Source organism: Afipia sp. GW821-FHT14H12 (assembly GCF_058803465.1).
In genome coordinates this window covers 1,002,955-1,024,218 of sequence record NZ_JBXAOZ010000001.1, presented here as the reverse complement: position 1 = coordinate 1,024,218, position 21,264 = coordinate 1,002,955, and the positions used below count along the sequence as shown (strand labels likewise).

15 protein-coding genes are annotated in these 21,264 nt (G+C 63.1%); 7 read left to right on the top strand and 8 right to left on the bottom strand.

The genetic code is table 11. From position 1 onward, the window contains the following. Positions 1 to 6: 6 nt before the first annotated feature. Together AC1RNA_RS05095 and AC1RNA_RS05090 are read left to right on the top strand one after the other, a co-directional pair. Entirely contained in the window at positions 7 to 711 is a 705-nt protein-coding gene (locus tag AC1RNA_RS05095) for a DUF1345 domain-containing protein (protein ID WP_492950419.1), read from the top strand. Between the two features lie 23 nt (positions 712 to 734). Continuing rightward, positions 735 to 2,342, top strand: a complete 1,608-nt coding sequence (locus AC1RNA_RS05090) for a Na+/H+ antiporter (RefSeq protein WP_009338351.1) — start codon at positions 735 to 737, stop codon at positions 2,340 to 2,342. 76 nt (positions 2,343 to 2,418) lie between these two features. Here the strand turns inward: AC1RNA_RS05090 and ispG are convergent, their stop codons facing one another. Then, positions 2,419 to 3,711: a flavodoxin-dependent (E)-4-hydroxy-3-methylbut-2-enyl-diphosphate synthase gene (gene ispG, locus AC1RNA_RS05085; protein WP_009338352.1), complete on the bottom strand. Its 1,293-nt coding sequence runs from the start codon at positions 3,709 to 3,711 to the stop codon at positions 2,419 to 2,421. A gap of 205 nt (positions 3,712 to 3,916) precedes the next feature. Then, a complete protein-coding gene (locus AC1RNA_RS05080) occupies positions 3,917 to 4,405 on the bottom strand; it encodes a Fur family transcriptional regulator (RefSeq protein ID WP_040297842.1) in 489 nt (162 codons plus the stop codon). 206 nt (positions 4,406 to 4,611) lie between these two features. On the opposite strand from AC1RNA_RS05080, the gene AC1RNA_RS05075 reads away from it, so the two are divergent. Then, on the top strand, positions 4,612 to 5,718 hold the full coding sequence (locus tag AC1RNA_RS05075) for a patatin-like phospholipase family protein (RefSeq protein ID WP_009338354.1): 1,107 nt from the start codon (positions 4,612 to 4,614) through the stop codon (positions 5,716 to 5,718). A gap of 87 nt (positions 5,719 to 5,805) precedes the next feature. Then, on the top strand, positions 5,806 to 8,535 hold the full coding sequence (mutS, locus tag AC1RNA_RS05070) for a DNA mismatch repair protein MutS (protein ID WP_009338355.1): 2,730 nt from the start codon (positions 5,806 to 5,808) through the stop codon (positions 8,533 to 8,535). 9 nt (positions 8,536 to 8,544) lie between these two features. On the opposite strand, the gene AC1RNA_RS05065 is transcribed toward mutS, so the two are convergent. From AC1RNA_RS05065 to AC1RNA_RS05050, 4 genes are all read right to left on the bottom strand, one after another. Further along, complete coding sequence (locus AC1RNA_RS05065) at positions 8,545 to 9,057, bottom strand: OsmC family protein (protein WP_009338356.1); 513 nt, start codon at positions 9,055 to 9,057, stop codon at positions 8,545 to 8,547. A 112-nt stretch (positions 9,058 to 9,169) separates the two neighbouring features. Continuing rightward, positions 9,170 to 9,952, bottom strand: coding sequence for an ABC transporter ATP-binding protein (locus AC1RNA_RS05060; protein WP_009338358.1), 783 nt, complete (start codon positions 9,950 to 9,952; stop codon positions 9,170 to 9,172). Between the two features lie 3 nt (positions 9,953 to 9,955). Beyond that, entirely contained in the window at positions 9,956 to 10,801 is an 846-nt protein-coding gene (locus tag AC1RNA_RS05055; RefSeq protein WP_040297845.1) for an ABC transporter permease, read from the bottom strand. 146 nt (positions 10,802 to 10,947) lie between these two features. After that, positions 10,948 to 11,922, bottom strand: a complete 975-nt coding sequence (locus tag AC1RNA_RS05050) for an aliphatic sulfonate ABC transporter substrate-binding protein (RefSeq protein WP_009338362.1) — start codon at positions 11,920 to 11,922, stop codon at positions 10,948 to 10,950. A 178-nt stretch (positions 11,923 to 12,100) separates the two neighbouring features. Between AC1RNA_RS05050 and AC1RNA_RS05045 the strand changes: the two genes are divergently transcribed. Together AC1RNA_RS05045 and AC1RNA_RS05040 are read left to right on the top strand one after the other, a co-directional pair. Next, positions 12,101 to 14,932 carry a [protein-PII] uridylyltransferase gene (locus AC1RNA_RS05045; protein WP_040297847.1) on the top strand — a complete coding sequence of 944 codons (2,832 nt, stop codon included), beginning with the start codon at positions 12,101 to 12,103 and terminating at the stop codon, positions 14,930 to 14,932. A 103-nt stretch (positions 14,933 to 15,035) separates the two neighbouring features. Continuing rightward, complete coding sequence (locus AC1RNA_RS05040) at positions 15,036 to 17,306, top strand: transglycosylase domain-containing protein (protein ID WP_009338366.1); 2,271 nt, start codon at positions 15,036 to 15,038, stop codon at positions 17,304 to 17,306. A 15-nt stretch (positions 17,307 to 17,321) separates the two neighbouring features. On the opposite strand, the gene AC1RNA_RS05035 is transcribed toward AC1RNA_RS05040, so the two are convergent. Next, positions 17,322 to 18,161, bottom strand: a complete 840-nt coding sequence (locus tag AC1RNA_RS05035; RefSeq protein WP_156786850.1) for a M48 family metallopeptidase — start codon at positions 18,159 to 18,161, stop codon at positions 17,322 to 17,324. A gap of 254 nt (positions 18,162 to 18,415) precedes the next feature. Further along, a complete protein-coding gene (locus tag AC1RNA_RS05030; protein WP_492950418.1) occupies positions 18,416 to 19,741 on the bottom strand; it encodes a polyhydroxyalkanoate depolymerase in 1,326 nt (441 codons plus the stop codon). Positions 19,742 to 19,891: 150 nt separating this feature from the next. Between AC1RNA_RS05030 and AC1RNA_RS05025 the strand changes: the two genes are divergently transcribed. After that, positions 19,892 to 21,223: an ActS/PrrB/RegB family redox-sensitive histidine kinase gene (locus AC1RNA_RS05025; RefSeq protein WP_009338371.1), complete on the top strand. Its 1,332-nt coding sequence runs from the start codon at positions 19,892 to 19,894 to the stop codon at positions 21,221 to 21,223. The last annotated feature ends 41 nt before the right edge of the window (positions 21,224 to 21,264 follow it).

Below are 21,264 nucleotides of genomic sequence, written 5' to 3'. Positions count from 1 at the left end.
GATCGCATGGCGCAAAAGAAAACCGCTTCCCCGTCCCGAAGCGCGTCTCGCGAGAACGACAATCTCGCCCGTTTTCAGCGCATGCCGAAATTTTTGCGCATCGTTTATGCCCGGCCGCGTTTTTTCATGTCGATCGCGGTCGGACTTGTCCTTCTGTTCCTGCTGCCAACCTCGCTGCGCGCGGCAACCCGCCTGTTGCTGGCGTGGGATATCGCGGTCTCGCTGTATCTGCTGCTCGCCTATATCCCCGCCTTTCTCGGCGGCCCTCGTTACATCCGCCGCCTCGCCGCAACCATCGACGACGGGCGGTTTCTCGTTCTCGCAATCACGTTGATCGCGGCCTTCGCGTCTCTCGCCGCGATCATCTTCGAGCTTGGGCAGGCGCAGCGTGCGCCCTACCAACTGGGCCTCGCCATCGTCACCATCACGCTGTCATGGGCCGCCATTCACACCACCTTCGCGCTGCATTACGCGCGCGAGTATTACCACGAGGACACCCGCGGGCTAGCCTTCCCGGGCGATGAAGACGGTCCCGATTACTGGGACTTCATCTACTTCTCCTTCGTCGTCGGCATGACAGCGCAGGTGTCCGATGTCGGCATCACCGACAGGATGATCCGTCGCACCGCGACGGTGCATGGTATCGTCTCATTCGTGTTCAATACCGCGCTGCTGGCATTGATGGTCAACATCGCCGCCAGCGCTCTCTAATCTGATTAGGATAACGCTTTCCGGTGACTCACGCCTTTCTGACCTTCCTTCTCGTTCTGAGCGTGCTCGCGGCATCGGCGACGATGGCGCGGCGGCTCGAACTGACACCCGCCATCGTCTTCCTCATCGTCGGCATCGTGCTCGCTTTCATGCCGGGCTTTCCGCCGATCGAGATGAAACCGGAGGGCGTGCTGCTTCTGGTGCTGCCGCCACTGATCTACTCGGCCGGCGTGTCGATGAGCTGGCGCGAATTCAAATTCAACCTGCGCCCCATCGCGCTGCTCGCGGTCGGCTGCGTGATCTTCACCACCTGCGCGGTTGCCGTTGCCGTGCATTACATGCTGGGCCTGCCATGGGGAGTCGGCTTCGTGCTCGGCGCCATCGTCTCGCCGCCCGACGTGATCGCGCCGCTGGCCATCGCGCGCCGCCTCGGCCTGCCTCACCGCATCCTGGTGGTGCTCGAAGGCGAAGGACTCGCCAACGATGCGACCGCGCTCATCCTCTACCGCTTCGCGGTCATGGCGGTATCCACCGGGGCATTCTCGCTGTCGTCGGCCGCTGGCAGTTTCGTCGCCATCGTGATTTGCGAATTGCTGTTCGGCATCGCGGTGGGCTGGCTCAGTCTTCGGCTGCGGCAATGGGCAGGCGATCCGCGCGTCGAGATCACGCTATCGCTGCTCACGCCCTACCTCGCCTTCTGGGTACCCGAACACGCCGGTGGATCGGGCGTGCTCGCCACCGTGGTCGCCGGTCTCTATGTGAGCTGGAACGGCCCGCTGCTGATTTCGGCGGCAACGCGCCTGCAAGGCATCTTCTTCTGGGACTTCGCGACCTGGCTGATCGAAGGCGTGCTGTTCCTGATCGTCGGATTCGAGACGCGCGCGCTCGTCGAGGCATCGAAGTCGCTTCCGGTCCATGACATCATCTCCGCCATCGCCATCACGACCGTCATCGTGATTGTCGCGCGCTTCATCTGGGTGTTTCCCGGCGCCTACCTGCCGCGCCTGCTCAGCAAGCGCATCCGGGCGCGCGAAGAGCCCCCGCCATGGCGCGGCATTGCCATTGTCGGCTTCACTGGAATTCGCGGCGTGGTCTCGCTGGCGGTGGCGCTCGCCCTGCCGCTGACCCTGGACAATGGCGACCCGTTTCCGCATCGCGACCTGATCCTGCTGGTCTCGTTCGGCGTGATCTTCCTCACCGTGGTCGGGATTGGGAGTACGCTGCCTTTCGTCGCGCGGGTGCTCGGCGTGACCGAGTACGGGCATTTCGAGGCAAAACACGAGCGCGAAAAAGAGATCGCGGCACGGCGCGAGCTTGTCGCGGCCTCGCGCAAGGAATTGAACCGGATCGTCAAGGAACGCCAACTGCCGGAAGGTCTCGCGCGATTTCTTGAAACGCGCCACGAGATGCGCGTGCGCGCTTTGCCCGACCCGCCCGCCAAGGACGGCGAGTTCACACCGGCGACCCGCGGCGCGATCATGGTGCGGGAGATCATCTCAATTGAGCGTAAGCTGCTGCACAAGCTGCTGCGCGAGGGAAAGATCACCGACGAGACGCGTCGACGGATCGAGCGCGACCTCGATCTGGAAGAAGCCGTGGTCGACAACCGCGAGAAGAACTCGCCGCTTTAGAACACACCGCCTAAACGAAAATGGCCGGGACGAAGCCCGGCCACCGACAATCCCGAATTCTCAAAACCGCCGAAAACTATTCCGCCGCCGTGACCTTGGCGTTCGCGCCGTAACGCTGGTCGATGTAATCGATCACCAGCGCCTTGAAATCGGCTGCGATGGTCGGCCCGCGCAGGGTGCGGAATTTCTGGCCATCAACGAACACCGGCGCGGCCGGCGTCTCGCCAGTACCCGGCAATGAGATGCCGATATTGGCATGCTTGGATTCGCCGGGGCCGTTGACGATGCAACCCATCACCGCGACGTTGAGCTGCTCGACGCCCGGATAGCGCGTCTTCCAGTTCGGCATCTCGTCGCGGATGAAGCTCTGGATGTCGCGCGCCAGTTCCTGGAACACGGTCGAAGTGGTGCGGCCGCAGCCGGGGCACGCCGCGACCAACGGCACGAAGGTGCGGAAGCCCATGGTTTGCAGGATTTCCTGACCGACCTTCACTTCCAGCGTACGGTCGCCGCCGGGCTCAGGCGTCAGCGAGACGCGAATGGTGTCGCCGATACCGTCCTGCAGGAGAATGCCAAGCGCGGCGGATGACGCCACGATGCCCTTCGAGCCCATGCCCGCTTCAGTCAAGCCGAGATGGATCGCGTAATCGGAGCGCGAGGCCAGTTCGCGGTACACCGCGATCAAATCCTGCACGTTCGACACCTTCGCCGATAGGATCATCTTGTCCTTCGGCAGGCCGATCTCTTCGGCGCGCTTGGCCGACAACAGCGCCGATTGCACCATAGCCTCGCGCGTCACCGCGCGGGCGTCGATCGGATTCGGCGACTTGGCGTTGTCTTCCATCAGGCGCGTCAGCAATTCCTGATCGAGCGAGCCCCAGTTGGCGCCGATACGAATCGCCTTGTTGTTCTTGATGGCAATCTCGACGATGTCGGTGAACTGGCTGTCGCGCTTGTTCTTGAAGCCGACATTGCCGGGATTGATGCGATATTTTGCGAGCGCAGCCGCGCAGTCCGGGTATTCGGCCAGGAGCTTGTGGCCGATGTAGTGGAAGTCGCCGATCAGCGGCACGTCCACACCCATCTTGTCGAGTTTCTCGCGGATGTGCGGAACAGCGGCCGCTGCTTCCTCGCGATCCACCGTGATGCGCACCATCTCCGAGCCCGCGCGGGCGAGAGCCGCAACCTGCGTCACCGTGGATTCGACATCCGCGGTGTCGGTGTTGGTCATCGACTGCACGACGATGGGCGCGCCGCCGCCGACCTTGACGTTGCCGACCGTGACCTGAACGGTCTTGTGGCGGCCCTTCGGGCCAGCCTGAATTTCTTTCACGTCCTGCGGGCGGGCTAGCAAATCGGCATCGGTCATGGCGTTGAAATATCAGCTTTGTGTGACAGCCGGCCATCTGCCGGCATAATGGAGACATCTACCAGAAAAGCCTGTGTAACTTAAAGGCCTTGGCAAATGCCAGCGAAGGCGGATCGCGCGAACCAGGGCTTTCTTCGATACCCTTAAGTAAATGGGCGTCAAAAATGGCTTTGCAAAGGACCTTTTCGCGGTTTCGGTGCCGTTTTCAGGCCGCCCGCTGGCAATGGCCACACAAACCGGTGATCTCCACCACCGAAAGTTTTGGTGAAAATCCGGTTCCATCGACCATCTCGGCGACGCTCCGGGCAAGCGTGGCGGCGGGAATTTCGCCGACCGAGCCGCAGCGGTCGCAGATCAGGAGCGCCACGACGGGCGTGGCGTCATGACTGTGCACGCAGGCCAGAAAGGCGTTGCGGCTCTCGATGCGGTGCACGAGGCCGTTTTCCATGAGAAATTCGAGGGCGCGATAGATCGTGATCGGCGCCGGGCGGGGCATGATACGGGCCAGATCGTCAATGATTTCATAGGCTCCGAGCGGCTTGTGGCTTGCCAGCAGCGCCTGCAGCACCCGCCTGCGAATCGGCGTGAATTTCTGCCCCCGGGCCGCGCATTGCTGTTCCGCATGGGACATCGCGTCCGCCGCACAGCGTCCGTGATCATGATCCGGTGCCGGAAAAGCGGGCTTCAGAGGCATGGGAACGCTTTCTTTATTGCAGCTATGCTGCGCAACATAACTTTTAATATCAATAGCTTAACTGGAATCAACCTTACTGAAAGGCAGGATTCACATCGTTGCTATTGCATTGCAACATAACTGGCCTAGCTTTTGTCGGTGGCCGCACCGCCGCGGTAACATGCAGATCATATAATAAATGCTGGGATCACAGAAAGCAGGCCGCCGTGGCATCAAACCTGAAATCCTATCTCGATAGCCTCGCCCCCTGGGTGGTTGCCGGCAACCGGAGCACCCGGCCGAGCGTCAAGAAGATCAACCTCGCTTTGCAGGGTGGCGGCGCCCACGGCGCTTTCACCTGGGGCGTGCTCGACCATCTTCTCTCCGACGGGCGGCTGGAAGTCACCGGCCTGTCCGGTGCTTCGGCCGGAGCGGTCAATGCGGTGATGGTCGCCGATGGCCTCGCGCGCGGCGGCCCCGAGGAAGCACGTAAGCGCCTCGCCGAGTTCTGGCGCGCGGCGAGCGTCGGTGGAGACCTGCCGCCAGTGCAGCGCGCCATCGCCGATCGGCTGTTCTCGATCTTTCCCTTCTCGACCTCACCGGTGCAGAACTGGTTCGAGACGATGTCGCATTATTTTTCGCCTTACGATTTCAACCCGCTCAACATCAATCCGTTGAGCGAATTGATTGCACGCTTCGTCGATTTCGACGCGATCCACGCCAGCGACCTTGCGCTCTATATCTCCGCCACCAACGTCCACACCGGGCGGCTCAAGGTATTTTGCCGCAACTCTGTCAATGCCGACGTGGTGATGGCCTCCGCCGCGCTGCCCTATCTGTTCCGCGCCGTGGAGATCGACGGCGTGCCCTATTGGGACGGCGGCTACATGGGCAATCCCGTGATTTTTCCGTTCCTGCAGGCCACCGACAGCGAGGACGTGCTGGTGGTGCAGATCAACCCGGTGTCGCAGGAGGTCACACCGAAAACCTCCGCCGAGATCGTCAAGCGGCTGAACGAGATCACCTTCAATTCCGCGCTGATCTCCGAACTGCGCACGATGGATTTTGTCAACCAGTTGATCGATGACGGACGGCTGCCGCGCGGCAAGGAGCACAACCAGTACCGGCGGCTGAACATTCACCGGATCGACCTCGGCACATTCGCATCCAACCTCGATGGCCTCAGCAAGTTGAAGAACGATTACGATTTCTTCGAATCGCTGCATGAGGAAGGCGTGCGCGCCGCCACTGCGTTTCTCGACAGCCATTTCGACGATATCGGCGAGCGCGGCACGCTCGACCTTGCCGCCGAATCCGGCGTGGAATGGGCATAAAATCCCGGCGCGGAACGGGGAAAACCCCGATTCCGTGGCCGTTCCGGGTGTGAAGCCCACCCTTAATTTTGCTAGCGTGCCCGCGCCATGACGATGCACGCCCCATCCCCCACAACGACCGCGCCTGCCGAGCCCAAAGACACGGCTGCGCGCGTGACGCCGATGATGGAGCAATACCTCGAGATCAAGGCCGCCAATCCGGGCCTGTTGCTGTTCTACCGGATGGGCGATTTCTACGAATTGTTCTTCGAGGACGCGGAGACCGCCTCGCGCGCGCTCGGCATCATGCTCACCAAGCGCGGCAAGCATCAGGGCGAAGACATCCCGATGTGCGGCGTACCGGTGGAGCGATCCGACGACTACCTGCACCGGCTGATCGCACTTGGCCATCGCGTTGCGGTGTGCGAGCAGATGGAGGACCCGGCCGAGGCGAAGAAGCGCGGCGCCAAGAGCGTGGTGCGCCGTGACGTGGTGCGCCTCGTCACACCGGGCACGCTGACGGAAGACAATCTCCTCGACGCCAAGGCCAACAATTATCTGATGGCGATCGCGCGCGTTCGCGCCTCCAGCGGCGACGACCGCCTTGGACTCGCATGGATCGACATCTCGACTTCGGAATTCACCATCACCGAATGCAGCGCGGGCGAATTGTCCACTACGCTCGCGCGCGTCAGCCCGAACGAGATCGTCGTGCCGGACGCGATCTTCGGTGACGAGACACTCGGCCCGATCCTGCGCGAGCATACCGCCGTGACCCCGCTGACCCGCGACGTGTTCGACAGCGCCAATGCCGAACAGCGGCTGTGCGCGTATTTCGCCGTCGCCACCATGGACGGCCTCGCCACGCTGTCGCGGCTGGAAGCCACCGCCGCGGCCGCCGCCGTCACCTATGTCGAGCGCACGCAGGTCGGCAAGCATCCGCCGCTGTCTCCGCCTGCGCGCGAACTCGCAGGCACCACGCTCGTCATCGATCCGGCAACACGCGCCAATCTCGAACTCACCCGCACGCTCGCGGGCGAACGCCGCGGCTCGCTGCTTGACGCGATCGATCTGACCGTGACCGCGGCGGGCTCACGGCTTCTTGCGCAACGGCTCGCGGCTCCGCTCACCGACATCGCCGCCATTACACGACGCCACGATGCGGTAGCGGCGTTCGTGGCTGATCCGGCCGCTGCTGACGATCTGCGCGCGATCCTGCGCGAAGCACCAGACATGTCACGCGCATTGGCGCGGCTCTCGGTCGGGCGCGGCGGGCCGCGCGATCTTGCAGGACTGCGTGACGGCATCGTCGCGGCCGATGCCGCCATCGCGCGGCTTCAGCGCATGGAGTCGCCACCGCAGGAGATCGCCGCCGCTCTTGAATCGCTGCGCAAACCTTCGCGCGCATTGGCCGAGGAACTTTCCCGCGCGCTCGCCGAGCAGTTGCCGCTGTCGAAACGCGACGGTGGCTTCGTGCGCGAGCGTTACGACACAACGCTGGACGAAACCCGCTCGTTACGCGACGCCTCGCGCCTCGTGGTCGCCTCGATGCAGGCGCGCTATGCCGACGACACCGGCGTGAAGGCGCTGAAAATCCGGCACAACAACGTGCTCGGCTATTTCGTCGAAGTCACCGCGCAACACGGCGACAAGCTGATGTCGGCGCCGCTGAACGCAACCTTCATCCATCGCCAGACGCTGGCGGGACAGGTCCGCTTCACGACATCCGAACTCGGCGAGATCGAGGCCCGGATCGCCAATGCAGGCGACCGCGCCCTGGGACTGGAGCTTGAAATCTTCGAGCGGCTCGTGGCTCAAACCGTCGCTATCGGTGACGATCTGCGCGCCGCGGCCCATGCCTTCTCCGTGCTCGATGTCGCCACCTCGCTGGCGCGGCTCGCGATGGATGAAAATTACGTCCGTCCCGAAGTCGATGGCTCGCTCGCCTTTTCTATCGAAGGCGGGCGGCATCCGGTTGTGGAGCGCGCGCTGAAACGCGACGGCCAGCCCTTCATCGCCAACACATGTGATCTTTCTCCTGCGCCAACGCAGACCTCCGGCCAGATCTGGATTCTCACCGGTCCGAACATGGCGGGCAAATCCACCTTCCTGCGCCAGAACGCGCTGATCGCATTGCTCGCACAGATCGGCAGTTTCGTACCAGCGAAACGCGCGAAGATCGGCGTGATCGACCGATTGTTCTCGCGCGTCGGCGCCGCCGACGATCTGGCGCGTGGGCGTTCGACCTTCATGGTCGAAATGGTGGAGACGGCGGCGATCCTCAATCAGGCGGGCGAGCGGGCGCTGGTGATTTTGGATGAAATCGGGCGCGGCACCGCGACCTTCGACGGCCTGTCGATCGCATGGGCCTCGATCGAACATCTGCACGACGCCAACAAATGCCGCGCGCTGTTCGCGACGCATTACCACGAACTCACCGCGCTCTCGGCCAAGTTGCCGCGCCTGTTCAACGCCACCGTGCGCGTCAAGGAATGGCACGGCGACGTGGTGTTCCTGCACGAGGTGCTGCCCGGCGCGGCTGATCGCTCCTACGGCATTCAGGTCGCCAAGCTCGCAGGCCTGCCGCCCGCTGTGATCGCACGCGCCAAAACGGTGCTGGCCAAACTCGAAGCACAGGATCGCGGCAACGGCGCGCAAGCATTGATCGACGATCTGCCGCTGTTTGCGGTCACGTCGCGTGCGAGCGACAACGAGCAGGCGCCCTCGCCCGAGGCCTCAGCGCTGATCGAAGCGCTCAACGCCATCCAGCCAGATGAACTGACCCCGCGCGAAGCGCTGGACGCGCTCTACGCGCTGAAGGCGAAGCTTACCAGCTAGGCCGGATGCTTACACCCTGTTGATCGAGACATGCGTAGCCTTCGGCCCGTTCTTGATGGTCTGATAGACCACGCAATAACGCTCGGTCAGCTTCAGCAACTGGTCGAGTTTTTCCTGCGGCGCGTCGGTCTCGACATCGAAGCGCAGGCGGATTTCCGCAAAGCCCACCGGCGCTTCCTTGTCCACGCCCAATGTGCCGCGAAAATCGAGATCGCCCTCGGCACTGACATTGCCGGATTTCAACGGAATGTCGATCGCGGTCGCCACCGATTTCAGCGTCACGCCCGCGCAGGCCACGAGCGCTTCCAGCAGCATGTCGCCCGAGCACAATTCCAGGCCCGAACCGCCGGTCGCCGGATGCAGGCCCGCCACCGCGAGCGCGCGGCCCGTCTCGACCTTGCAGGCGATGCCTTCATTGTCGATCGAACCCTTGGCCTTCAGGGTAATCAGGGCCGTCTTCGGATCTTCCTTGTAGCGGCTCTTGATCGGCGCCTGCATGGCGCGAAGTTCGCTCGAATCCATCGCATGTCTCCTCGTCATGGCCACAGCGGCCATCCGGTTTTCATCTCTTCCTATAATGGCGGGAAGCTTCGGCACAAGACCGTGCGCCGATTCATAACACCGGCACAGGCGACTAAATTCCCTCGCCCGCCGTCAGCAGATCGTCGACGGAATGGCGCTTCTCGCGATCGAGCGAACGATCGAGCGCCTCCAGCACCTGAAGCTTGACCGCCTCGAATGCAGGGGCGGCGCGATCGCGCGGGCGCGCGAGATCGACCCGCACTTCCTCGAACAGGCGCCCCGGCCGCGGCTTCATCACCAGAATCCGATCCGCCAGCACCACGGCTTCATCGACATCATGGGTGACGAGAACGAGCGTCGGCTGCGTGTCGGCCCACAGATCGAGCAGATGGTCCTGCAGATCGGCACGGGTGAAAGCGTCAAGCGCAGAAAACGGCTCATCGAGCAGCAGCACTTCAGGCCGTGGCACCAGCGCGCGCGCAATCGCCACGCGCTGCGCCTGTCCGCCGGAGAGTTCGCGCGGCCACGCCGCCGCCTTGTCGAGCAGGCCGACACGGGCCAGCGCCGCCGCCGCGCGCTCGCGCCGCTGCGCGCGCGTGCCGTCCGACAGGCCGAACGCGACATTCTCCGCGACCGACAGCCATGGCAGCAGCCGGGGCTCCTGAAAGATAATGCCGATCTTTTCGTGCGGCGCCTTGATCGCCTCGCCATCGAGCGTGATCGCGCCGGAAGTCGCGGGATCGAGTCCCGCGATGGCGCGCAGCAAAGTGGACTTGCCGCAGCCCGAGCCGCCGATAACGGCGACGATCTCGCCGATCTTGATGCGCGCGGAAAAGCCCTGCAGCGCCTTGACGCCGTTCGGATAGGTTTTGCCGACATGATCGAGCACGAGCATCGCTTATGCCCTTCCTGCCTGCGAGGAGAAGGCATCCTGCCAGCGCAGCAACGGCGCGAAGGCGAGCTGGACCAGCCAGTCGGTGGTCTTGCCGAGCAGCGCAAACACGATAATCGCCGCCAGAATTTCCGCAGGCTTGCCTAGCTGCTGGCCGTCGATCAGGAGATAGCCGAGGCCCTCCGACGCGCCCATCAATTCGGCGGCGACGACGAACATCCAGCCGAGGCCAAGCCCCTGCCGCAACGAGACGACATAGGAGGGCAGCACCGCAGGCAGCAGGATGCGCCGGATCATCGCCGGGCCGGAGAGACGGAAGATGCGCCCGACCTCGACGATCTTGCGATCGACGCTCAGCACCGCGCCCATCACCCCGAGATAGATCGGGAAGAACACGCCGATCGCGATCAGCGCGACCTTCGACATTTCGAAGATGCCGAGCCACAGCACGAACAGCGGTACCCAGGCGATCGACGGGATCGCACGCAGCGCCTGCAATGTCGGATCGAGCAGCCGCCGCGCCAGAGGCGAATAACCGCACAGCGCGCCGAGCAGCGTGCCGGATACCACGCCCAACCCAAACCCCGCGCCGACACGCCATGTGGTGATGAAAACATGCCGGCTCAGTTCGCCGCTTTTGGCAAGCTGCGCCAGCATCTCGTAAATCTTGCTCGGCGGCGGCACCAGACGGCCGTTCGACCAGCCGCGCGCAACCGCGATCTCCCAGCCGATCCCGACCACGAGCGGCACGATCAGGCCGAGCGCGGGCTTGATCCAGCGCGGCGGGCGGCTTGGCGCCGTCGCGGCTGGTTCAGCAGCCGGGGCCGTGGAGGTTTCAAGCGTCATGACCATAGCAAAGATCGCTTATCGGTCCGAAATGCAAGGCGGCTTGCGTCGCATATCATCCATTCCGCATGGGGCCCGGGCCCATGGCCGGCGGGATCGATGCGGAGCCTCCCGCCTGCGTGCCCATTGGGCACGGCAGGCGGGTCTCTGTTTTAGTTCGAAGGCAACTGGACGTCCGCGTCGAGCAGCGCGTCGGTGTTCTTCTTCACATCGACATCGGCGGCGATGACGCCAGCCTTCTGCAGCGCCAGACCCGCCTGAAGGATCGCGTCGCGCTGCGGCGCGCCGATCTTGCTGAAGGTAAGATCGGTGCGCTCCTTGAGCTGCTTGTCGACCACCGCGTCAGGCAGCTTGGTCACTGCGATGAAGTCGGCCTTCAACTCGTCATAGTGTGTCAGCGAATATTTGCGCGCTTCCTCATAGACCGCGAGGACGCGGTTCACGATATCCGGATGCTCCTTCAGGAACTGCTCGCGGACATTGAGGATACCGAAGGTATTGGCCTCGGGCTTGCGATAGAACAGCCGCGCACCATCCTCGATTTCCGCCTGCGCCATCATCGGGTCAAGACCGGCCCAGGCATCGACATCGCCGCGGATCAGCGCGGTCTTGCCGTCCGGATGCTGCAGCAACACCGGTGTGATGTCCTTTTCGGTCAGGCCGGCGTCGAGCAGCGCGCGCACCAGGAAGATGTGCGGATCGGTGCCGCGCGTCACCGCGACACGCTTGCCCTTCAGGTCCGCGACGGTCTTGATCTTGGAATCCTTGGTGGTGACGAGCGCGGTCCATTCGGGGCGCGAATAGGTGTAGACTGACTTGATCGGGTTGCCGTTGATGCGCGCGACCAGCGCCGCCGATCCCGCCGTCGAGCCAAAATCGATCGAGCCCGCATTGAGGAATTCGAGCGCCTTGTTCGAACCGAGCGTCTGCACCCAGACGATCTTGATCCCGTCCTTGGCGAATTCCTTTTCCAGAAGGCCTTGCTTCTTCAACAGGATCGAAACTGGATTGTAGGTCGCCCAATCGATCGCGATCTGGGTAGGCTTGTCGGCAGCCAGGGCCGCGCCCGGCGCGAGCAGCGCGATGGCGGCGCCGAGAGTAAAGATGCGCCGGGACAGAGTGGTCATGGGAAGCTCCAATCAGACAAGATTTTAATGCGAGGGTGACTAAAGATTACGCTTGTTCTTCAAGGCGTTATCGTCAAGAGTCAACTGGAAGAATGTTTGCCTCCAAGCCCGCCCGGACAAGAGAATGTTCTTGCCCGCGCCAGGGCTTCGTCAGTCCGATTATTTTGCAGCTAGCGCCATGACCCCCACGTCGTCTTCCGCTCTTGAAATCTCCCTGCCCGACAGCACGCGCGAACGCGGCAGCGAGCTACCCGTGCTCGGATTCGATTCCGCAGCGGTGATGAGCCGGATCGATGCGCTCGCCGAAAAACACGAAGGGCACGATGACACGTTCCGTTCGGCAATGGCCCAGCTGCTGAAAGCCGAACTGGTGCGCGCCCGCGACGTCGCGCAGGCCGAATTGCTCAACGAGCGGCACGGCCGGCGCACCGCCGAACGGCTGTGCGCGCTGCACGACGCGATCATTCGCATTCTCTACACGACGGCGACGAAGCATCTCTATCGCTCGCCGACGCCATCCGATTCCGAGCGGATGGCGATCGTCGCCACTGGCGGTTACGGGCGCGGCCTGATGGCGCCGGAATCCGACATCGATCTGTTGTTCGTGCTGCCCTACAAGCAGACCGCGTGGGGCGAGCAGGTCGCTGAAGTCATCCTCTATTGTCTCTGGGACATGGGACTGAAGGTCGGCCACGCCACCCGCACCGTCAACGAGTGCATTCGTCAGGCGCTCGCCGACATGACGATCCGCACCGCTATCCTCGAAAGCCGCTATCTGATCGGCGACCGGCACCTCTACGACGAGCTGATGATGCGCTTCGACAAGGATGTGGTGCAGGGCACGGCGTCCGAATTCGTCGCCGCCAAGCTCGCCGAACGCGAGGAGCGGCTCACCCGCGCCGGACAATCACGCTATCTGGTCGAGCCGAACGTCAAGGACGGCAAGGGCGGCTTGCGCGATTTGCACACGCTGTTCTGGATCGCGAAATACGTCTATCGCGTCCGCGACGCCAGTGAACTGGTCAAGCGCGGTATTTTCGACGCCGTCGAATATCGCACCTTCCGCCGCTGCGAGGATTTCCTCTGGTCGGTCCGCTGCAACATCCACTTCCAGACCAACCGCGCCGAAGAGCGGCTGTCGTTCGACATCCAGCGCGAGATCGCGCAACGGCTCGGTTACACCGAGCATCCCGGCATGCAGGATGTCGAACGCTTCATGAAGCATTACTTCATGGTAGCCCGGCAGGTCGGCGGCCTCACCGCGATCCTGTGCGCCAAGCTGGAGGAACAGGAAGCCAAACCCGCACCGGTGCTCAACCGCGTGATGGCGCGGCTGCGGCCCCACAAGCGTCGCGGCAAGATCGCAGGCACCGAGGACTTCATCGTCGACAATGCCCGCATCAATCTCGCGGCCCCGAATGTCTTCAAGCACGACCCGGTCAACTTGATCCGCATTTTCCGCCTCGCGCAGAAGAACAACCTCGATTTCCATCCCGATGCGATGCGCGCGGTGACGCGCTCACTGAACCTGATTACGCCACAGGTCCGCGACAACCCCGAAGCCAACGCTCTGTTCATGGAGATCCTCACCTCACCGGACGCGGAGACGGTGTTGCGGCGCATGAACGAGACCGGCGTGCTCGGACAGTTCATCCGCACCTTCGGCAAGATCGTCTCGATGATGCAGTTCAATATGTATCATCACTACACGGTGGACGAGCACCTGATCCGCTGCGTCGGTATTCTGCAAGAGATCGAAGCGGGGACCCACGAGGAGTTCGCACTCGCCAACGACCTGTTCAAAAAGATCCGGCCTGAGCATCGCTCGGTGCTCTACATGGCCGTGTTCCTGCACGACATCGCCAAGGGCCGGCCCGAGGATCACTCCATCGCCGGCGCGAAGGTCGCGCGGCGACTGTGCCCGCGCTTCGGCTTCAACGCCGCCGAGACCGAACTGATCGCGTGGCTCATTCAGGAGCACCTCACGATGTCCACCGTCGCGCAGTCGCGCGATCTGTCGGACCGCAAGACTATCGAGAACTTCGCGGCTGTCGTGCAATCGGTCGAACAGATGAAACTGCTCACCATCCTCACCACCGCCGACATCCGGGGCGTCGGTCCCGCCGTGTGGAATGGCTGGAAGGCGCAGCTTCTGCGTACGCTCTATTATGAAACCGAACCTGCGCTGACCGGCGGCTTCTCCGAGGTCAATCGCGCCCGCCGCGTCGACGTTGCGCATGCCGAATTCCGCAACGCCTTCAGTGACTGGCCGGAAGCCGAACTCGACGCCTATATCAGCCGGCAATATCCGGCCTACTGGCTCAAGGTCGATCTGCCGCGCAAGATTCATCACGCGCGCTTCATCAAGAGCGCCGACGCCAGCGGCAAGAAGCTCGCAATCGAAGTCGGCTTCGAGGAAGGCCGCGCCGTCACCGAACTCACATTGCTCGCGCCGGACCATCCGTGGCTGCTTTCGATCGTCGCGGGCGCCTGCGCGGCCAATGGCGCCAATATCGTCGACGCGCAGATCTACACCACCACCGACGGCCTCGCGCTCGACACCATCGCGATCTCGCGCGAATACGACCGCAACGAAGACGAAGCCCGCCGTGCCTCGCGGATCGGCGAGATGATCGAGCAGGTTCTGGAAGGCAAGGTGCGCCTGCCCGAGGTGATGGCGCGCCGCACGCAGGCTCGGGCGAAGACCAAAGTGTTCGTGGTCGAGCCGGAGGTCGTCATCAACAACCAGTGGTCGGATGTCTATACCGTGATCGAGGTCACCGGCCTCGACCGGCCCGGCCTGCTCTATCAGCTCACCACCGCGATCTCGAAGCTCAGCCTCAACATCGGCTCGGCGCATGTCGCGACCTTCGGCGAGCGCGTCCGCGACGTGTTCTATGTCACCGACCTGATGGGTGCGCAGATCACCGCGCCGACACGGCAGGCCGCGATCAAGCGGGCGCTGGTGCACCTTCTTGCCAATCCCGATACGACCCGAGGCGTGGCGTAAGTGGCCCAGAGTGCTAACCGGCGTTAACCAGCCAGTAACCTGCCCTTAAACCGCCGCCGTTAGCTTCCAACCCGGTCACCGGAGAGAGGCACGGACACAGCGGATGGCGCGGAAGAAATCAGGCGGACGCCGCGAACCGAAATTCGAGGGCAAGGCGTCCCTCGACGGCTTGCGCCTGAACCGCAGCGACCGCGTCGGCGACAACAGCGATTTTGAGGACGAGGAGGACGAGCCGCCTGTGCGTGCGCGCCGCGAGAAACCCGAACCCCGCGAACGCAAGGCCTCCAAAAGCCGATCCAGCCGCGCCAGCAAGGTTCCTTTCCGCAAGCGCTTCGGCCGCATCGCCTATTGGGGCGTCGTCCTTGGCCTGTGGGCGATGATCGCCGCCGTCGGCGGCGTGATCTGGGTTGGCGCACACCTGCCTTCGATCAGTTCGCTGGAAATTCCAAAGCGGCCGCCGACGATCCAGATCGTTGGAACCGATGGTTCCGTCATCGCCACGCGCGGCGAGATGCCAGGCGCCAACGTCTCGCTGAAGGATCTGCCGCCCTATCTGCCGAACGCCTTCATCGCTATCGAGGACCGGCGCTTCTATTCGCATTTCGGCATCGATCCGATCGGCATCGTGCGTGCCGCGATCGCTAACGTGCTGCACCGCGGCGTTTCACAAGGTGGCTCGACGCTGACGCAGCAGCTCGCCAAGAACCTGTTCCTGACTCAGGAGCGCACGCTGCAGCGGAAACTGCAGGAAGCCGAACTCGCGCTGTGGCTCGAGCGCAAATACAGCAAGAAGACGATCCTCGAGCTTTATCTCAACCGCGTCTATTTCGGCTCCGGCGCCTATGGCGTCGAAGCGGCGGCGCAGAAATATTTCGGCAAGCCCGCGAAGGACGTGACGCTGTACGAGGCGGCTATGCTCGCCGGCCTCGTCAAATCGCCGTCGCGGCTTGCGCCCAACCGCAATCCGGAAGGCGCGGAGAAGCGCGCCGATGTCGTCCTCGCAGCGATGGTGGACGCCAAGCTGATCACGCCCGCGAAGCAGAAGGCGGCCCTCGCGCATCCGTCCTTCGCGATCAAGCCGACGGGCGCGGGCACCATCAACTACGTCGCGGACTGGATCGGCGAAGTGCTCGACGACCTGATCGGCCAGGTCGACCAGAACATCGTGGTGGAAACCACCATCGATCCGAAACTGCAAAGCGTGGCGGAAGCGTCCATCATCGACGAGCTTGCCGCCAAGAGCGTGAAGTACAATGTCAGCCAGGGCGCGCTGGTCGCAATGACGCCGGATGGCGCAGTGCGTGCCATGGTCGGCGGGCGCAACTACGCCGAAAGCCAGTTCAACCGCGCGGTGACCGCACGGCGGCAGCCGGGCTCGGCGTTCAAACCGTTCGTCTATCTCACCGCACTGGAAGCGGGGCTGACGCCGGACACCGTCCGTCAGGACGCGCCGATCGACGTCAAGGGATGGAAGCCGGAAAACTACAGCCACCAGTATTTCGGACCCGTCACGCTGACGCAGGCGCTGGCGATGTCGCTCAACACTGTGGCGGTACGGCTCGGCCTCGAAGTTGGCCCGCAAAACGTGGTACGCACCGCGCATCGTCTCGGCATCGCCTCCAAGCTCGAGCCGAATGCCACGATCGCACTCGGCACCTCGGAAGTCTCTCCGACTGAACTTGTCGGCGCTTACGCTACCTTCGCCAATAACGGCATCGCCGTCTCGCCGCATGTCATCACGCGCATCAAAGCTGCCGACACCGGCAAGGTTCTCTATGTACGTCCGCTCGATCCCGCCTCGCAGGTGATCGACCCGCGCTACGTCGCGATGATGAACGGCATGATGCACGAGACGCTGGTGATCGGCACCGCGAAGAAGGCTGACATTCCGGGGTGGTATGCCGCAGGCAAGACCGGCACCAGCCAGGATTTCCGCGACGCCTGGTTCGTCGGCTACACCGCGCATCTCGTCACCGGCGTCTGGCTCGGCAACGACGACAGTTCTCCGACCAAGAAGGCCACGGGCGGCGGCCTGCCGGTCGAAGTATGGACGCGGTTCATGAGGGCCGCGCATCAGGGCGTGCCGGTCGCGAACCTGCCGGTGCCGCAATCGGGCAACCCGGTCAGCGATTTCTTCCAGTCGTTCTCGCACGGCGGCAGTGCGCCGACACAGCATCTCGGCCCGGCTCCGACGGATCAGGCCACCTATGCGAGGGAGCCGTCGTATGGCGCGGGGCGCTACAGCCAGCCTGCCTACCCGCCTCGCAACGGCAATGCGCGACCACAACCAGCGCAAACCTCGGGACGGCCGGAAGCCGACGCCGGGTTGTCCGGCGGCGGCTGGTTGATGGATAGGCTGTTCGGCGGTCGATAGACTGAAGCAGCTCGCCTAGTCCTTCACGCCATAGCGATGCAGATCGTTGCCATGGGCATCGAGCCACTTCTTGGCGCGTTCGGTCTGCGGGCAGATTTTCCCGACCACCCGCCAGAACCGCGTGGAATGGTTCATTTCAACCAGATGCGCCACTTCATGCGCGGCGAGATAATCCAGCACGTAAGGCGGCGCGAGGATCAGCCGCCAGGAGTAGGACAGCGCGCCCGCCGACGTGCACGATCCCCAGCGGCTCGACTGGTCGCGGATCGAAATGCGCTTCACCTTCACGCCCAGCATCTCGGCGTAATGGTTGGAGGCGCGCGTCAGTTCCCGCCGCGCCTCGCGCTTGAGGAAATCGAGCACGCGGCGCTCGACATGCTCGACGCCGCCAGCCACGCACAAAATCTTCTCGCCGCTGTCGCGCGTCTCCATCCAGACGGTGCCGCGTTCGCCGGCGCGATGCACGATCTTGTGCGCGACATGACGCAGCGGCAGCGAGGTACCGGGCGAAAATGGCGCAGCCTTCGGCAACCCGCCGAGACGCGCCGCGATCCAGGCGCCATGACGCTGCGCGAAATCCCTCGCATCGGCCAGATTGCCACGCGGAGGCATGGTCAGGATGGCTTCGCGGCGGCTGGGATGGATGCGCAGGGTATATCGCCTCGCGCGCCTGTGCCTTCGCAACTGAACCGCATAAATCGCTGCGCCAATTTTGACAGCGAGCGTGCGAGGTTCGGTGGGACGGCGATAAAGGAGGGCGCGAAAAGCCATGTCAGGAGATCCGGGGGCGAGAAGAACGCCCGGATTCTGCCATATCCGCCGCCAGGGAAATCCGCTTTGGCTAAAACAAATCATTTGCCCAATATCTCGTGGGACCTGAGGGTTCCTCTCCCATATCAGGGGGCAAGGAACAGAGATTCGCTATTCATTCTTACCCGAAAACCCGAATTCCAGGACATCCAGACTGGTCACTTTGATGCCACAGAATTTAAGCGCCGAAAGCGATAAGGATTCAATAACTTACAGCAATTGAGCGGCGCACGGCAGCGCTTCGGAGCCAGAAATGGCCGTCAAATCGGCACTTCCTGCGAATCTTGCTCGCAACTGGGCTATTCGGCGGCCACTCTGGAACTCGCGGCAACGGGAACCGAGACGATGAAATCGGCGATCCGCGGCAGGATCTCGGCGCGAAACCGCGAACCATTGAAGACACCGTAATGACCGACGCCCTTCTGCATGTAATGCACCCGCAGCTCGGCTGGAATCGAGGTGCAAAGGTCGTGCGCTGCTTCCGTCTGACCTAACCCGGAGATGTCGTCGTTCTCGCCTTCCACCGTCATCAGCGCGACACGATGTATTTTCGACGGGTCAACCCGCGTACCGCGATGCATCAGCTTGCCATTGGGCAGCGAATGCTTCACAAACACCTCCTCGACGGTCTGGAGGTAGAATTCCGCAGTAAGGTCCATCACCGCGAGATATTCGTCATAGAACTCGCGGTGCTTGTCGACGAGGTCGCCGTCACCCTTGACCAGATTGTCGAACAGCTTGTGATGCGCCTCGAGATGGCGATCGAAATTCATGCTGACAAATCCGGTCAGTTGCAGAAAGCCCGGATAGACATCGCGCATGAAGCCAGGATGAGGGAACGGCACTCTGCTGATAACGTGGTTGCGGAACCACTCCATTCCTTTTTCGGCCGCGAGATTGTTCACCGCGGTCGGATTGCGCCGCGTATCGATCGGCCCGCCCATCAGGATCATGGACGCGGGCACGAACGGATCCTTGCGCGTCTCCATCACCGAAACCGCCGCAAGCACCGGCACCGAAGGCTGACAAACCCCCACGACATGCACGTTTCCGCCAAGTCCGTGCAGCATCTCGATCACGTAGTCGACGTAATCGTCCAGATCGAAACGTCCCATCGCGAGCGGCACCGTGCGCGCATCGACCCAGTCGGTGATGTAGACCTCGTGGTTGGGAAGGAACGCTTCCACCGTGCCGCGCAGCAACGTCGCGTAGTGGCCGGACATCGGCGCGACGATCAGCACGCGCGGCTGCGGCTCGCGCAGCGGCCGCAAGAACTTGCGCTTGAAATGCAGCAGGCGGCAGAACGGCTTTTCCCAGACCGTCCTGACTTCCACCGGCGTGGAGACGCCCTGCACCTCAGTATGGTCGATGTGCCATTCCGGTTTGCCGTAACGGCGCGTCGTGCGCTCGAACACTTCGCAGCCTGCCGCGATCGATTTGCCGATCTCGGTACTCGCCAGCGGGTTGAGCGGGCTCTGGAACATCAATTTGGTGGCGTCGGCGAAAGCGCGTGCCGGGCTGAGAGACGCCTGTCCCATTTCGTACATCCAGTACATGGGGGAGACGACAGGCGCGCCTACATCCTCTGGTAAAGACGGCGGCCGCCCGAATTCTCCAATCGGCATCGCGAATCCTTTCGATTTTGCGCTGCAATAGCATGATGGCAGCATTTCGCTGCGTCAATCCGCCGTATGGAGTGACGACCGGCTTTCTCACCCTTAATCATGCGTGCCTCAGGCACTCGGAACTTTCCGCAATCGAGGGTTGACGTATAAATGACGGTCATGGGCGACACCCTCCACTCGGATTTCCGGCATCCCCGGCCGGACGTGCGTCTGCACACGATTCTGCGGCTGCGTTGGCTTGCCGTTCTGGGACAGCTCGCCGCGATCTTCATCGTGGCGCAGGGCTTCGACTTCGAAGTCCCGATCCTGCCCTGCCTCATCGTCATCGGCCTTTCGGCAGGCCTGAACCTCGCTTTGCAAATCGCCTTCGCGCCGACGCATCGGCTCGATCCGGTATTCGCCGCAGCACTGCTGGCCATGAACATCGTCGAGCTCGCGGCACTCCTGATGCTGACGGGCGGATTGCAGAATCCGTTCTCGTTTCTGTTCCTCGCGCCGGTGCTGATCTCGGCGACGGCGCTGCCGACCCGCTACACCATCGCGCTCGGGCTACTGGCCGCAACCTGCGCCACCATTCTGGGCTTCTTCCATCTGCCGCTGCCGTGGAATGGCGACGAGCCGCTGGTGCTGCCGCCAACCTATATGTTTGGTGTCTGGCTCTCGATCATCATGGTGCTGGTGGTGACGAGCCTCTACGCCTTCCAGGTGACCGAGGAAGCCCGCAAGCTCTCCGACGCACTCGCCGCCACCGAGCTGGTCCTCACCCGCGAGCAGCATCTCACCCAGATCGACGGGCTCGCCGCAGCAGCAGCCCATGAACTCGGCACGCCGCTGTCGACCATCTTCCTGATCGCCAATGAATTGCAGAACGCCGCGAAGGATCGGGCGCCGGACGATCCGCTGATCACCGACGTCGCCACCATTCGCGAACAGGCGAAACGTTGCCGCGACATCCTCGCCAAGATCACCCAGCTTTCATCAAGCGGCGCGCCGTTCGACCGCATGCCACTGACCAACCTGATCGAGGAGGTGGTGGCGCCGCATCGCGAATTCGGCATCGACCTGAAAATCCGCATCTCCGGCGGCAGCCCGCCCGAACCCGTCGGCCTGCGCAATCCAGCGGTGCTCTACGGCATCGGCAACCTCGTCGAGAACGCGGTCGACTTTGCCCGCGACGCGGTCGAGATCAATGCATGGTGGAGTCTGGAGGAGGTCAACATCGTCATCTCCGACGACGGCCCGGGCATCCCGCCCGACCTCCTCAAGAAGATCGGCGAACCCTACCTCTCCCGCCGGGCCGTCGGCGACAGCCGGAGCGGCCATCGCGGACTGGGGCTCGGGGTGTTCATCGCCCGTACCCTGCTGGAACGGACCGGCGCCAAGGTCGGTTTTGCCAATCGGCCGTTCCCGGACCATGGCGCGATCGTCACCATTTCCTGGCCGCGCGAGCGCTTTGAAACCGGTGTCAGCGGTCCTACTTAAGGACTAAGCTCGGGTGAGGCGTTCTGACGCAGGGACCCGAC